Consider the following 14,809-nt stretch of genomic DNA (forward strand, 5'->3'; position numbering starts at 1 on the left):
AAGGCACCGCCTCGTGAGTTACTGACCGAATGGACGGTTGTTAAAGGATGCCGCCAGTAAAGGCGCGACGTCGCGCAGATGTCAAGGGTCCGCCGCCGTCCGGGGGTTTGCAAGTGCCGGGGCACGAGCTACAGTGAATTACTGAACGGACGGTCTGTAAATACCACCACGAAGGGTCGCCCCATGGCATTGCTGCGCAGCTACGTCTCCGGCGGATGGCACACGGCGGAAAAAGACGGCGTACCGCTGCACGACGCCTCGACCGGTGAAGAGGTCGCCCGGGTTTCGTCCGACGGCATCGACTTCGCCGCCGCGCTGGAGTACGGCCGCCGCACCGGCGGCCCCGCGCTGCGTGAGCTGACCTTCCACCAGCGCGCCGCGCTGCTGAAGGCACTGGCCTCCCACCTGCGCGAACACCGTGACGAGCTGTACGCGCTCTCGGCGAGGACGGGCGCCACCAAGGGCGACTCCATGGTCGACATCGACGGCGGCATCGGCGTCCTGTTCGCCTACTCCAGCAAAGGCAAGCGCGAACTGCCCAACGACACCGTCTACGTCGACGGCAACGTCGAGCCGCTGAGCAAGGGCGGCACGTTCGTCGCCCAGCACATCGCCGTCCCGCTGCGCGGCGTCGCCGTCCAGATCAACGCCTTCAACTTCCCCGTCTGGGGCCCGCTGGAGAAGTTCGCGCCCGCGTTCCTCGCCGGCGTGCCGAGCCTGATCAAGCCGGCCAGCCAGACGTCGTACCTGACCGCGCGCCTGGTCGAGATCATCATCGAGTCCGGCATCCTGCCCGAGGGCACGCTGCAGTTCGTCGCGGGCAGCGTCGGTGACCTGCTCGACCACGTCACCGCGCAGGACCTCGTCTCGTTCACCGGCTCCGCGTCCACCGCGCAGAAGCTCCGCGCGCACCCCGCGATCGTGCGCAACTCCGTCCGGTTCAACGCCGAGGCCGACTCGCTGAACCTGTCGATCCTCGGCCCGGACGCCAAGCCCGGCACCACCGAGTTCGACCTCTTCGTCAAGCAGCTCACCACCGAGATGACCGTCAAGGCGGGCCAGAAGTGCACCGCGATCCGTCGCGCCTTCGTGCCCGCCGACCTGCTGGACGCCGTCGCCGAGGCCGCGAGCGCGCGGCTGGCGAAGACCGTCGTCGGCAACCCCACCGCCGAGGGGGTCCGGATGGGCGCCCTGGCGAGCCTGGAGCAGCGTGAGGAGGTCCGGCGGTCGCTCAAGGCGCTGCTGGACGTCGGCACGATCGTCTTCGGTGACCCCGAGCAGGTCGAGGTCGTCGGCGCGGACGCCGAGCGTGGCGCGTTCATCTCGCCGGTGCTGCTGAAGGCCGACCCGGAGCGTTCCGAGCCGCACGAGGTCGAGGCGTTCGGCCCGGTGTCGACGCTGATGCCGTACACCTCGACCGAGCAGGTCATCGAGCTCGCCGCGCGCGGCGGCGGCAGCCTGGTCGGCTCGATCGTCACCGCCGACGCGGAGTTCGCGCGCGAGGTCGTCCTCGGGGTCGCGCCGTACCACGGCCGTCTGCTGGTGCTCGACGCCGAAGACGCCAAGGAGTCGACGGGCCACGGCTCGCCGATGCCGCAGCTGGTCCACGGCGGCCCCGGCCGCGCCGGTGGCGGCGAGGAGATGGGCGGCGTCCGCGGCGTGCTGCACCACATGCAGCGCACGGCGGTCCAGGGCAGCCCGAAGGTGCTCAGCACGGTCACCGGCCGCTGGGTCACCGGCGCCCCGCGCACCGAAGGCGACGTCCACCCGTTCCGGAAGTCCTTGGCGGAGCTGAAGATCGGCGACTCCGTCGTCGCCGGGCCGCGCGAGGTCCTGCAGTCCGACGTCGACCACTTCGCCGAGTTCACCGGCGACACCTTCTACGCCCACACCGATCCCGAAGCCGCCGCGGCGAACCCGCTGTTCGGCGGGATCGTGGCGCACGGGTACCTCGTGGTCTCGTTCGCCGCCGGCCTGTTCGTCTCGCCGGAACCCGGCCCGGTGCTGGCCAACTACGGCCTGGAGAACCTGCGGTTCCTCACCCCGGTCAAGGTCGGCGACACCCTCACCGTGACCCTGACCGCCAAGCAGATCACCCCGCGCATCGACCAGGAGTACGGCGAGGTCCGCTGGGACGCCGACGTCACCAACGCCGACGGTGACTCGGTCGCCAAGTACGACGTGCTGACCCTGGTGGCGAAGGAGCAGTCATGACGGCCACGTTGCCCGAGGAAGACCTCGAACGGCACTTCGAGCACACCATCGAGCGCGACCAGCGCGTCGAGCCGCGCGACTGGGTGCCCGAGGGCTACCGCAAGACGATGATCCGCCAGATCGCGCAGCACGCGCATTCGGAGATCATCGGCATGCAGCCCGAGGGAAACTGGATCACCCGCGCGCCTTCCTTGCGGCGCAAGGCGATCCTGCTCGCCAAGGTGCAGGACGAGGCCGGGCACGGGCTGTACCTGTACTCGGCGGCGGCCACCCTCGGCGCCGACCGCGCGGATCTGACCGACAAGCTGATCAACGGCAAGCAGAAGTACTCGTCGATCTTCAACTACCCGACGCTGACCTTCGCCGACGTCGGCGTGGTCGGCTGGCTGGTCGACGGCGCGGCGATCTGCAACCAGGTCCCGTTGTGCCGCAGCTCGTACGGGCCGTACGCCCGCGCCATGATCCGCATCTGCAAGGAGGAGTCCTTCCACCAGCGGCAGGGCTTCGAGCTGCTGATGACGATGATGCGCGGCACCGAAAAGCAGCGCGCGATGGTGCAGGAGGCGGTGAACCGCTGGTGGTGGCCGTCGCTGATGATGTTCGGCCCGCCGGACGCGGATTCGCCGAACACCGCGCAGTCGATGGCGTGGAAGGTCAAGCGCCACACCAACGACGAACTGCGTCAACGCTTTGTCGACATGTCCATCCCGCAGGCCGAGGCACTGGGCGTCACCTTCCCGGACCCGGACCTGAAGTGGAACGCCGAACGCGGGCACTACGACTTCGGCGCCGTCGACTGGGACGAGTTCAAGAACGTGTTGAAGGGCAACGGCCCCTGCAACGCCCAGCGCATCGCGCACCGGCGGCGGGCACAGGAAGACGGCGCTTGGGTGCGGGAAGCCGCGGCCGCCCACGCCGCCAAGAAAGAGGTTTCCGCATGAAGCACGACTGGCCGTTGTACGAGGTGTTCGTCCGGGGCAAGCGCGGCCTGAACCACGTGCACGTGGGTTCACTGCACGCGGCGGACGACGAGATGGCGCTGCACCACGCGCGGGATCTGTACACCCGCCGCAACGAGGGTGTGTCGATCTGGGTCGTGCGTGCGTCGGACATCACGGCGTCCTCGCCGGACGAGAAGGACCCGTTCTTCGCGCCCAGCGGCGACAAGGTGTACCGGCACCCGACGTTCTACGACATCCCCGACAACGTTCCGCACATCTGACATGAGCTTCGACAACGCCTACGAGGCGATCACCGAGGAAAACGACGCGCGCTGGGCCTTCGGCACCGGCTTCGAGGACCCGCTGTCCGGTGTGGACACCACGGTTCCGTCCGGTGTGGACGGTGCGCGGCTGGCGGCCTACTGCCTGATGCTCGGCGACGACGCGCTGATCTTCTCGCACCGGCTGCAGGAGTGGTGCACGAACGCGCCCGAACTCGAGGACGAGGTCGCGATCGCCAACATCGCGCTCGACCTGCTCGGGCAGGCGCGGCTGCTGCTCGCCCGCGCGGGCAAGGCCGACGGGAGCGAGCGCACCGAGGACTCCTACGCCTTCTTTCGGAGCGAGCAGGAGTACCGGAACGTCCGGCTCGCCGAACTCGAAGGCGGGCACTTCGGGCACCTGATCGCGCGGATGCTGGTGTTCTCCGTCTGGCGGCTCGCTCTGTTGCAGCGACTTCAGTCCTCTGTGGACCCGGTGCTCGCGGCCATCGCGGACAAGGGCGTCAAGGAAGTCGCCTACCACCGCGATTACGCGGCTCAGTGGGCCGTCCGGCTCGGCGACGGAACCGAGTTGTCCCGCTCCCGCATGCAGGAAGGGCTCGACGCTGTCTGGCCCTACGTCGGGGAGCTCTTCACAGCACACGAGGTCGAGTTCGTCGAGTCGCCCTCGCTGCGGCCCGAGTTCGACGCGATCCTCGACCAGGTGCTCGCCGCCGCGACCCTGACGCGACCCGAAATCGGTGCTCTCGCCGGGGTCTCCGGCCGGATGGGCCGCGACGGGGTGCACACCGAGCGGATGGGCTTCCTGCTGGCGGAGTTGCAGAGCGTCGCCAAGGAACACCCGGACGCGACATGGTGACCGCGTACGCCGTGGCGGCCACGGTCACCGATCCTGAACTGCCGATGCTCACCCTCGCCGATCTCGGCGTGCTGCGTGAAGTGTCCGAATCCGACGGACGGGTGGTCGTGGCGATCACCCCGACCTACACCGGCTGCCCGGCGATGGACACCATGCGCGACGACCTCGTGCACGCGCTGACCGGCGCGGGCTACGGCGACGTCGAGGTCCGCACGGTCCTGCAGCCCGCCTGGTCCACCGACTGGATCACCGAAGACGGCAAACGGAAACTGGCCGAAGCCGGGATCGCGCCGCCGGGCGCCGCGCCGCGGCGGACCGGCCCGATCCCGCTCACGCTGAGCCCGCCGGTGTCATCGGTCCGCTGCCCGCACTGCGGTTCCGCGGACACCGAGGAGCAGTCCCGGTTCAGCGCGACGGCGTGCAAAGCCTTGCGCCGCTGCCGGTTCTGCCTCGAACCGTTCGAACACGTCAAGGAGATCTAGTGACTGCCACTCTCCGCCGCACGGGCTTCCACACCCTCAAGGTGTCCGACGTCCAGCGCCTGTGCGACGACGCCGTCGCGGTGACCTTCGACGTGCCCGAAGACCTCGCGGAGACCTTCCGTTTCAAGGCGGGCCAATCGCTGACCCTGCGCCGGGAGGTCGACGGCCGCGACGAGCGCCGCTCGTACTCGATCTGCGCGCCCGCCGGTGCGGCGCCGCGGGTCGGCGTGCGCGAGGTGCCGGGCGGGCTGTTCTCGTCGTGGCTGGTGCGTGACGTCAAGCCCGGCGACGAGGTCGAGGTCGCCGCGCCCACCGGTAACTTCAGCCCGGATCTGGAAGCGGCCGGTCACCACGTGCTGATCGCGGCGGGCTCCGGCATCACGCCGGTCCTGTCGATCGCGTCCTCGCTGCTGAGTGATTCCGACGCGACGGTGACCGTGCTCTACGGCAACCGGCGTACGGACACCGTCATGTTCGCCGACGACCTCGCGGACCTGAAGGACCGTTACCCCGCGCGGCTCGAACTCGTCCACGTGCTCTCCCGCGAGCCGCGTGAGGCCGAACTGTTCACCGGCCGTCTCGACGTCGAAAAGCTGCGGCGCCTGTGCGCCGTGCTGATCCCGGTCGAAGACGTGGCGCACTGGTGGCTGTGCGGACCGTTCGAGATGGTGACCGGCGCGCAGGAACTCCTTCGCTCGCTGGAGGTTCCCGACGAGAACATCCACCAGGAACTGTTCTATGTGGACACTCCGCCGGAGCCGGTGCACCACGTCGACCCGGCCGTCGTCGGATCTTCCAGCGAGGTCACGCTGGTGCTCGACGGCCGGTCGACGACGATGACGCTGCCGCGTAACTCCTCTCTGCTCGACGGCGCGCAGAAGTACCGCCCGGACCTGCCTTTCGCCTGCAAGGGCGGGGTGTGCGGGACCTGCCGGGCGAAGATCTGCGACGGCAAGGTGGACATGCGGCGCAACTTCGCGCTGGAGAAGGCCGAAGTGGACGCCGGTTTCGTGCTCACCTGCCAGTCGGTGCCGGTGTCCGAAGCCGTCACCGTGGACTTCGACGCCTAGCCACCCGCGTTTCGTCCTCTAGATGCGGTAGTTGCACACGCAAGTACCGCATCTAGAGGACTAATTGCGGAGAAGTAGCCACCTCGTGATGCCGATGTCCTTCAGGAACGGCCGGTCGTGGCTCGCCACGATCAGCGTGCCCCGATAGGCCAGCAACGCTTCGGTGAGCCGCCGCACGCTCGCCAGGTCGAGGTTGTTCGTCGGCTCGTCGAGCAGCAGCAGTTTCGGCGCGGGTTCGGTCAGCAGCAGCGCCGCCAGCGCCGCCCGGAAACGTTCCCCGCCGGACAACGACGCGACTTCGCGGTCGGCCGCCTTGCCACGGAAGAGGAATCGCGCCAGCCTCGCGCGGATCTCGTTGTCCGAGAGCGACGGCGCGACCAGGCGCACGTTGTCCACAATGGACATCGCGTCGTCGAGGATGTCGATCCGCTGGGGGAGCAGCCTGCTGGGGACGAACAGCCGCACTTCGCCCGAGCGCGGCGGGAGCTCGCCGGTGATCGTGCGGAGCAAGGTCGTCTTCCCCGACCCGTTCGGGCCGACGAGCGCGATCCGCTCGGGGCCCATGACGTGCAGGTTCACCGGCGGGCCGAACCGGGGTTCGGCGTCGATCCGGAGTACGTCCGTTCCCCGTGCGACCGTGGTCTCCGGCAGCTCGACGCGGATCTCGGCGTCCTCCCGCACCAGTTCCTCGGCGGCCTTCAGCACTTCGACGGCGCCCTCCAGCCTCCCGGCGTGCAGGTTCCGGTGCTTGCCCGCGGCGATCTGCGCGTCCTCCTGGCGTTTGCGCATCCGGACCTTGGGTTCGCGTTTCTGGTCCCACATCTTCTGGCCGTAGCGGGCCCGCCGGGCGAGTTTCATGCCGGCCTCGATCAGCTCGCGCTTCTGCCGTTTGACGTCCGATTCCGCCGCGCGCACGTGCCTGCGCGCGGCTTCCTGGGCGACCTCGACGGCATGCTCGTAGTCCGCGAGGTTGCCGCCGTACGTGGTCACCTCGCGGTCGCGGACCTCGACGATCCTGTCGACCAGCTGGAGCAGCTCGCGGTCGTGGGAGACCACCACGAGGATCCCGCTCCAGCCCTCCACCTCGCGATGCACGAGTTCGCGTGCCCGCAGATCGAGGTTGTTCGTCGGTTCGTCGAGCAGCAGCGCGGCGGGACGCCGCAGGAGCAAGGCGGCCAGCCCGAGCAGCGTGAGTTCGCCACCGGACAGCTCACCCGCCCGCTGGTCGAGGCGGACGGCACCCAGGCCGAGCCGATCGAGGATCGCGCGGATGCGCTCCTCGACGTCCCAGTTGTCGCCGATGGTGGTGAAGTGCTCCTCGGCGGTGGCGCCGCTCTCGACGGCCCTGATCGCCGCGCGGATCGCGGTGACGCCCAGCACGTCATCGACGCGGCGGCCGGTGTCGAGGACGAGGTTCTGCGGCAGGTAACCGAGCTCGCCCGGTGCGGTGACGGAGCCCGTGGTGGCCTTCAGCCCGCCCGCGAGCAGGCGCAGCAGCGTGGACTTGCCGGAGCCGTTGATGCCGACCAGGCCCGTGCGGCCGGCCCCGATGGTGAGCGAAAGGCGCTCGAACACCGGGACACCGTCGGGCCAGGTGAAGGTGACGTCGGAAAACGTCAAGGAAGAAGACATGAGACTCCCTGCGAAGGAGGTGGGATGAGGGCGCAGGTTCGTCTCAGAAGATCACCGGGCCACCGTAGCCGGGCGGCGGTTCCGGTGCGACCGATTTAGCGGGGGCATACTGGCGGCGTGACCGAACGCCCCCACGTCCTGCTGTCCGCCGCGGTCTCGCTGGACGGCTACCTCGACGACGCGACCGACACCCGGCTGGTGCTGTCCAGCCAGGACGACTGGGCCAGAGTGGACGGCCTGCGCGCGGCGTCGGACGCGATCCTCGTCGGCGCGAACACGGTCCGCGCGGACAATCCCCGCTTGCTGGTCCGTTCGCCGGAGCGGGTCGCCGGGCGCGTCGCGGCCGGGCGTCCGGAACAGCCGGTCAAGGTCACGCTCACCCGGAGCGGCTCGCTCGATCCGGCCGCACAGTTCTTCACCGTCGGGGACGCGGAGAAGCTGGTCTACGCGCCGCCCGGTGTCGTCACGGGTGTGAAGGCGACCGTCGTCGAACTGGCGGGCCTGCGGGAAATGCTGGCCGACCTCCACGCGCGCGGCATCCGGCGGCTGATGGTCGAAGGCGGCGGCGCGATCCACACCCAGTTCCTCACCGAGGGACTCGTCGACGAACTGCACGTGGCGATCGCGCCGTTCTTCGTCGGCGATCCGCGCGCGCCGCGGTTCACCGGCCCGGGCGCGTTTCCTCGCGGGCTCACGCTGGTCGACAGCACCCGGCTGGGCGAAATCGCCGTCCTGGAGTACCACGCGACGCCGGAACCGTCCGAAGTGGACATTCTGCGGCTGCGCGAGGCCATTGCGCTGGCCGAGAACTGCCCGCCGCGCACCTTCCGCGTCGGTGCGGTCATCACCGGCGCCGACGGCGAAGTGATCTCCACCGGTTACTCGGGTGACGGCGATCCGAACAACCACGCCGAAGAAGCCGCGCTCGCCAAACTCGAACCAGGGGACCCGAGACTGGCGGACGCGACCATGTACACGTCGCTGGAGCCGTGCAGCTCCCGGACGTCACATCCGCGGAGCTGCACCCAGCTCATCCTCGACGCCGACATTCCCCGCGTCGTGTTCGCCTGGCGCGAGCCGTCGGTGTTCGTCGACTGCGTCGGCGCCGAAACGCTGGAAGCGGCCGGACGCCGGGTGATCGAGGTACCCGCCCTCGCCGCCGACGTCCGCCGCGCGAACACCCATATCCCGGGTGTCCGCCCCTGACCTACTTACAGGCGTCGCAGCAGCCGCAGCCCTGACCGGTGCACGCCGAGCAGCAACCGTGGCGAAGCACGACCTTCAACAGACGCTTGATCATCGCTGTCCTCCCGATCGTTGTCATCCCACCGCCCTGTCACGCTAAGTTCTGCGCATACGACAGTGGTACCGCCGGGCGGGCCATGACCGCGCTCCAGCGGGTGATGTCAGGATTCGAGGTCCCCCTCCAGCGAGAGGTAGACCTCGCGCAGCTGAGCCAAAAGGTCGGCGTCCGGCTCCGCCCAGAGCCCCCGGTCGGCGGCCTCGTTCAGCCGCTCGATGATGCCGCGCAACGCCCACGGGTTGGCCTGGCGCAGGAACTCCTGGTTGACCTCGTCGAGCACGTAGGACTCGGTGAGCTTTTCGTACATCCAGTCGCCGACCACGCCGGCGGTGGCGTCGAAACCGAAGAGGTAGTCGACAGTCGCCGCCAGCTCGAAAGCGCCCTTGTAACCGTGCTTGCGCATCGCCGCCAGCCAGCGCGGGTTGACCACGCGGGCACGGAACACGCGGGCGGTCTCCTCGCCGAGGGTGCGGGTGCGGACCGCGTCCGGCGTGGTGCTGTCGCCGACGTAGGACGCGGGCGCCGTCCCGGTGAGCGCGCGGACCGTCGCGATCATCCCGCCGTGGTACTGGAAGTAGTCGTCGGAGTCGGCGATGTCGTGCTCGCGGGTGTCGGTGTTCTTGGCCGCGACCACGATCCGCTTGTACGAGTTCTCCATGTCCTCGCGCGCGGGCCTGCCGTCGAGGTCGCGGCCGTAGGCGAAGCCGCCCCAGACCGCGTAGACCTCGGCGAGATCCTTGTCGTCGCGCCAGTTCCCGGAATCCATCAGCGGCAGCAGGCCCGCGCCGTACGCGCCGGGCTTGGAACCGAAGATCCTGGTGGTGGCCCGGCGTTCGTCCCCGTGCGCGGCCAGATCCGCGCGGGTGTGGGCGCGGACGAAGTTCTGCTCGTCCGGTTCGTCCAGGTTCGCGACCAGGCGCACGGCGTCGTCCATCAGGGCGATCACGTGTGGGAAGGCATCGCGGAAGAAGCCGCTGATCCGGACGGTGACGTCGATGCGCGGGCGGCCGAGTTCGGCGAGCGAGATGGCCTCGATCCCGGTGACGCGGCGCGACGCCTCGTCCCAGACCGGCTGGACTCCCAGCAGGGCCAGGACTTCCGCGGCGTCGTCACCCGACGTGCGCATGGCCGACGTGCCCCACACCGAGAGGCCGACCGAACGCGGCCAGTCGCCCGTGTCCTCCTTGTAGCGGCGGAGAAGCGAGTCGGCGAGCGCCTGCCCGGTCTCCCAGGCGAGACGGCTCGGGATGGCCTTCGGGTCGACGGTGTAGAAGTTGCGGCCGGTCGGCAGCACGTTGATCAGGCCGCGCAGGGGAGAACCGCTGGGGCCCGCCGGGATGTAGCCGCCGTCGAGCGCGTGGAGCACGGCGTCGATCTCGGCGCCGGTGCCCGCCAGCCGCGGCACGATCTCGGTGGCGGCGAAGGTCAGCACGCGGGCGACGTCCTGGTGTTCCGGGACGTCGGCGACGACCTCGGCGACGGCGGCGGGGGACCAGTCACGGGCCTCCATCGCCTCGACGAGTGAGCGGGCCTTCTGCTCGATGGCGTCTACTTCGGACAGTGGTGCGTCGCTGTTCTCCTTGAGGCCCAACGCGGAACGCAGTCCGGGAACCGCGCCCTGCTTGCCGCCCCACATCTGCTGGGCGCGCAGCATCGCCAGCACGAGGTTGATCCGGGCCTCGCCTTCCGGCGCGGCACCGAGGATGTGGAGGCCGTCGCGGATCTGGGCGTCCTTGACCTCGCACAGCCAGCCGTCGATGTGCAGCAGGAAGTCGTCGAACTCCGCGTCGTGCGGGCGTTCCTCGACACCGAGGTCGTGGTCGAGCTTCGCCGCCTGGATGAGCGTCCAGATCTGCGCGCGGACCGCGGGCAGCTTCGCCGGGTCCATCGCGGCGATGTTGGCGTGCTCGTCGAGAAGCTGTTCCAGGCGGGCCATGTCGCCGTAGCTCTCGGCGCGGGCCATCGGCGGGATCAGGTGGTCGACGATCGTGGCGTGCGCGCGCCGTTTCGCCTGCGCGCCCTCGCCGGGATCGTTGATCAGGAACGGGTAGATCAGCGGCAGGTTGCCGAGGACGGCGTCCGGCGCGCAGGAGTCCGAGAGACCCGCGGTCTTGCCGGGAAGCCATTCCAGCGAACCGTGTTTGCCGAGGTGGACGACGGCGTGCGCGCCGAACTCCTCCTCCAGCCAGCGGTACGCGGCGAGATAATGGTGGCTCGGCGGGAGATCCGGGTTGTGGTAGATCGCCACCGGGTTCTCGCCGAACCCGCGAGGCGGCTGGATCATCAGGATGACGTTGCCGGACTGCAGGGACGCGAGCACGATGTCGCCGTTGTCGACGTAGAGCTCACCGGGCGCGGGACCCCAGTGCTCCTCCATCCCCTCGCGCAGTTCCGCGGGCAGCCCGGCGAACCACTCGCGGTACTTCGCGGCCGGGACGCGGATCGGGTTGCCGGACAGCTGTTCTTCCGTCAGCCACTCCGGATCCTGGCCGCCCGCGGCGATGAGCGCGTGGATCAGCGCGTCACCGTCGGGCTGGTCGGTGCCGGTGGGCTCGACGCCGGGGAACGGGTCCTCGCCGAGGTCGTACCCCCGGTCGCGCATGCGGCGCAGCAACTCGATCGCGGAGGCGGGCGTGTCGAGGCCGACGGCATTGCCGACGCGGGAGTGCTTCGTCGGGTACGCGGACAGCATCAGCGCGATCTTGCGCTCCTGAGGCGGCGTGTGGCGCAAGCGAGCGTGGGCGAGCGCGATCTTGGCGACCCGGGACGCGCGCTCGGCGTCCGGCACGTACTTGGGGAGGCCGTCGTCGTCGATCTCCTTGAACGAGAACGGGACGGTGATGAGGCGGCCGTCGAACTCGGGAACGGCCATCTGGTTGCCCGCGTCGAGCGGGGAGAGGCCGTCGTCGTTCGCGGACCAGGTCTCGCGGTCGCTGGTGAGGCAGAGGGCCTGGAGAATCGGGATGTCGAGCGCGGCCATCTCGGAGACGTCCCACGCCTCGTCGTCCCCGCCCGCCCCGGCCTCGGACGGCTTGGTGCCGCCGGCGGCCAGCACGGTGACCAGGAGCGCGTCGGCCCTGGCCAGCTCGGCCATCATCTCCGGCTCGCGGGTGCGCAGGGACGCGCAGTGGATCGGGAGCGCGCGGCCCCCGGCGTCCTCGATGGCGTCGGAGAGGGCGTGGACGAACTCGGTGTTCCCGGACAGGTGATGCGCGCGGTAGTAGAGGATCGCGATGACCGGGCCGTTTGTTTGCTTCGGTGTGCGTTGGAGGACGCCCCACAGCGGCTGCACCTTGGGCGGCTCGAAACCGTCGCCGGTGAGCAGGAGCGTGTCGCTGAGGAAGCGGTGCAGCTGAGTGAGGTTCTCCGGCCCGCCCTGCGCGAGGTACGCGTGAGCCTCGGCTGCCGTACCGGCCGGGACCGTCGAGAGCTTCATGAGCTGCGCGTCCGGCGTCTGCTCGCCGCCGAGGACGACCACGTGCGCGCCACTCGCGCGGACCGTGTCGAGCCCCTCCTGCCAGCTGCGTTCCGACCCGAGGATCCGGACGACGACGATCTGGGCGCCGTCGAGCAGAGCGGGCAACTCGGCCAGGTCGAGCCGGGCGGGGTTGGCCAGCCGGTAGTCGACCTCGCCGGCGCGGGCGCTGAGCAGGTCGGTGTCCGATGTGGACAGAAGCAGGATCACGGCAGTCCTCACTCGGGGTGTCCGCGCCCCGGGTCGTGCGGTCGCGACGGCCGGAGTTCCTGGCTTCCCCTCTTGTGGCTGGGAGGGGTGACAGTGGCGGGACCGCCCCGGACTCTCACCGGGTTCCTCCCTCTGCCGACGCGTGGGTTCCCGCTCACTCTCCGGTGCGGTCCGGCGGGAGTCAAGGTGATGTGTCCGGCAGGGGTGTTTTCGCTGGTGGCGGGTCTGGTGTGGTGGTTTCGGACTGTTTCTGGTGATGCGAGCGGGGTGGGTGCTGGCGGTCTTGGCGGGGTGTGGGCATGCCGAGGGGCCCGTCGCCGGTGTGGCTGGCGGGCTCCTCGGGGTCAGGCCAGGGTGTTGCGCCGGGGTCTTCGTAGCGGGTCCAAGTACTGGGGCGGGATGAACTCCGGCAACCCATCGGCCGCCATGCGGACTTCCCAGTCACCGTGGTGGATCAATCGGTGATGGAACGAGCACAACAGCACAAGATTGCGGAGATCGGTGAGGCCACCGTCTGCCCAGTGATGAATATGGTGGGCGTGACAGTTCTTCGGTCTGCGGTGACAGCCGGGGAACGCGCACCCGCGATCCCGGATATTCAAGGCTCTCCGTTGTCCTGGGGTGACGAACCGTCTGAGTCGTCCCACGTCCAACGGCTCCCCGGCGGCATTCAGTACCACCGGGAGCATCAGGCAGTCGCAGGCGGCCATGCGGGCTTCGCGGGCGGTCATTGTGCCGACGAAGTCGAGGCAGGCGGTCCCGAGGCCGGTTTTGAGTTCGTCGAGGCCGATGGTGACGTGCACCAAGGTCCGGTAGCCGTTGGTGCCGGGCTGATCGGGGCAAGCGACAGCGAGATCCACGAGATCGGCGAAAGCGTCGCCTTGGCGTTCAGGTTTGGTGCGAAGGTCGGCTTGGCCGAATTCGTCCACCGGGCGGGGTTTGGCATAAGCCTCAAGGAACGCAGCAGTCCGGGCGCCGAACTCGTCATCGAGCAGCCCCTTGAGCTTCCAGAACCCGTCTTTACGACGTTCCAGGGTCACTTCGCGACGTGGCTGGGCGGGCTCGGGATCCTTCGGCTCTTTGCCATCCGGGTCGAGCCAGCCCAGCAAGTTCTCCCCGAGGTCCGACACCTGTCCCGGACCCGCCTTCCGAGCAAGATCAGCGAGAGTCTCTTCCGCGTGCTCCCGATCCTCCACTGACACCTCAGCCGGGATCCTCCGCAAGATCTTCACGATCTGCTCGATCCGCTCCTCACCGATCGCACCCTCCGCAGCCGCGGCAGCCGTGGCGGGTGCAAAGGCCGGAATCTCGGTGCCGTCCAGAGCACGCGTCGGGTTCAGATCAATCGCGCGATTCACATACGGCCGGGCTTCACCCTGATTCAGCCCAGCGATATCGGCGAACCACGCAATCGTTGTGCCATAACCGTATAAGTCTTTCGCGCCACGCGATTCGATCTCCGCCAAATACTGCCCCAGACCAGCAGAGGCAACCCGCATCACCTGCAGGAACTGCTGCACGCCATGGGCAAGCTCCAGCTTGCCAGCGCGCCACAGCTCCTGCGGCAACTTGGGAAGGACCGTCTCGGACACGCCCCAACAATACCGCAATTTGATCGAACATGTGTTCGTAATTTTAAGCAACAATGAACCAGCAAGTTTACCACTGAAGGGTGATTCGGTCGGGTCGGCGCGGTTACCGCATTAGTCGGCTAATTGCGAGACGAAGGCGCCCCATGCGCCGGCTCCGGCCAGCTCGTCGCCTACCGCTCGGGCTCTGCGGCACCCGTCGACCAACCCCGCTCACGCCAGATCAGGTAGCGGTCCGGAGCCCGCCGGGTAGTAGCCCTCTTCAAGCCGGAAAAGGTACTTCCGGAGATCCGCGTCGAGCCCCTCGGTGAGGTAAGCGGCGGAGTCCCTCACTCCCTGGGCGGCTTCCCGCTCGTCGGACCTGTCACTGGTCGACCACGAAGGCAGGAGAGCCTCCAGGTGCTCGATGACCCGGGCACGGTCGCGCCACCACTCACGCACGGACTCGACCGTCCATCGGCTGTCACCGTCGCAGGCATAACCGCGATACGGATCCTGTCGCGCGGCCGCCACCAGGTTCAGGACCTCGGCCGGGGTCGCGGGCTGGCGATACACGTACTCGCCGAAATACTCCCGCCGTAGAGCACATGACGCGGTGCGTGCAACCGGCCGGTCCAGCAGTTGTCGGCGATGCCGGTGTAGAAGGGGCCGGGAACGTTCAGCCAGAACCGTTCCTCCCAGCGTCCCCCGAAGGACGTCTCGGGCTCACCTTCCGGAAGCACCGCCAACAGCTCTTCGTAGGTCACCCGCGAA

At 68.9% G+C, this 14,809-nt stretch carries 12 protein-coding genes and 1 riboswitch; of the genes, 7 read left to right on the forward strand and 5 right to left on the reverse strand.

Features of this window, described 5'->3' with window-relative positions; all coding sequences use genetic code 11:
• The first annotated feature begins 183 nt into the window (after positions 1 to 183).
• Genes paaZ through paaE form a run of 6 tightly spaced genes read left to right on the forward strand, consistent with a single transcriptional unit; the run spans position 184 to position 5,847 of the window.
• Positions 184 to 2,214: a phenylacetic acid degradation bifunctional protein PaaZ gene (gene paaZ / locus ACZ5IK_RS21410; RefSeq protein WP_465489243.1), complete on the forward strand. Its 2,031-nt coding sequence runs from the start codon at positions 184 to 186 to the stop codon at positions 2,212 to 2,214.
• Positions 2,211 to 3,155, forward strand: coding sequence for a 1,2-phenylacetyl-CoA epoxidase subunit PaaA (paaA, locus tag ACZ5IK_RS21415; RefSeq protein WP_465489244.1), 945 nt, complete (start codon positions 2,211 to 2,213; stop codon positions 3,153 to 3,155). The genes paaZ and paaA overlap by 4 nt, the downstream gene beginning before the upstream one ends.
• Complete coding sequence (gene paaB, locus ACZ5IK_RS21420; RefSeq protein ID WP_101605717.1) at positions 3,152 to 3,436, forward strand: 1,2-phenylacetyl-CoA epoxidase subunit PaaB; 285 nt, start codon at positions 3,152 to 3,154, stop codon at positions 3,434 to 3,436. Before paaA ends, paaB begins: the two co-directional genes overlap by 4 nt.
• A 1-nt stretch (position 3,437) precedes the next feature.
• Entirely contained in the window at positions 3,438 to 4,295 is an 858-nt protein-coding gene (gene paaC, locus ACZ5IK_RS21425) for a 1,2-phenylacetyl-CoA epoxidase subunit PaaC (RefSeq protein WP_465489245.1), read from the forward strand.
• Positions 4,289 to 4,777: a 1,2-phenylacetyl-CoA epoxidase subunit PaaD gene (gene paaD, locus ACZ5IK_RS21430; protein ID WP_465489246.1), complete on the forward strand. Its 489-nt coding sequence runs from the start codon at positions 4,289 to 4,291 to the stop codon at positions 4,775 to 4,777. Before paaC ends, paaD begins: the two co-directional genes overlap by 7 nt.
• Entirely contained in the window at positions 4,777 to 5,847 is a 1,071-nt protein-coding gene (paaE, locus tag ACZ5IK_RS21435) for a 1,2-phenylacetyl-CoA epoxidase subunit PaaE (RefSeq protein ID WP_465489247.1), read from the forward strand. Before paaD ends, paaE begins: the two co-directional genes overlap by 1 nt.
• 60 nt (positions 5,848 to 5,907) lie before the next feature.
• On the opposite strand, the gene ACZ5IK_RS21440 is transcribed toward paaE, so the two are convergent.
• Positions 5,908 to 7,479, reverse strand: coding sequence for an ABC-F family ATP-binding cassette domain-containing protein (locus tag ACZ5IK_RS21440; protein WP_465489248.1), 1,572 nt, complete (start codon positions 7,477 to 7,479; stop codon positions 5,908 to 5,910).
• 117 nt (positions 7,480 to 7,596) lie between these two features.
• On the opposite strand from ACZ5IK_RS21440, the gene ACZ5IK_RS21445 reads away from it, so the two are divergent.
• Positions 7,597 to 8,685, forward strand: coding sequence for a dihydrofolate reductase family protein (locus ACZ5IK_RS21445; RefSeq protein ID WP_465489249.1), 1,089 nt, complete (start codon positions 7,597 to 7,599; stop codon positions 8,683 to 8,685).
• Between the two features lie 200 nt (positions 8,686 to 8,885).
• On the opposite strand, the gene cobN is transcribed toward ACZ5IK_RS21445, so the two are convergent.
• The 4 genes from cobN to ACZ5IK_RS21465 form a co-directional block, all read right to left on the reverse strand.
• Positions 8,886 to 12,467, reverse strand: a complete 3,582-nt coding sequence (cobN, locus tag ACZ5IK_RS21450) for a cobaltochelatase subunit CobN (protein WP_465489250.1) — start codon at positions 12,465 to 12,467, stop codon at positions 8,886 to 8,888.
• Between the two features lie 53 nt (positions 12,468 to 12,520).
• Positions 12,521 to 12,596, reverse strand: a riboswitch (cobalamin riboswitch).
• 215 nt (positions 12,597 to 12,811) lie between these two features.
• Positions 12,812 to 14,059 carry an HNH endonuclease signature motif containing protein gene (locus tag ACZ5IK_RS21455; RefSeq protein WP_465489251.1) on the reverse strand — a complete coding sequence of 416 codons (1,248 nt, stop codon included), beginning with the start codon at positions 14,057 to 14,059 and terminating at the stop codon, positions 12,812 to 12,814.
• A 210-nt stretch (positions 14,060 to 14,269) separates the two neighbouring features.
• The gene (locus ACZ5IK_RS21460) at positions 14,270 to 14,611 is read right to left on the reverse strand and encodes a hypothetical protein (protein ID WP_465489252.1); all 342 of its coding nucleotides are present in this window, start codon (positions 14,609 to 14,611) and stop codon (positions 14,270 to 14,272) included.
• Positions 14,575 to 14,802: a hypothetical protein gene (locus ACZ5IK_RS21465; RefSeq protein ID WP_465489253.1), complete on the reverse strand. Its 228-nt coding sequence runs from the start codon at positions 14,800 to 14,802 to the stop codon at positions 14,575 to 14,577. The genes ACZ5IK_RS21460 and ACZ5IK_RS21465 overlap by 37 nt, the downstream gene beginning before the upstream one ends.
• Positions 14,803 to 14,809 lie beyond the last annotated feature (7 nt).

The sequence above is a fragment of the Amycolatopsis sp. NPDC031561 genome, from assembly GCF_055580625.1.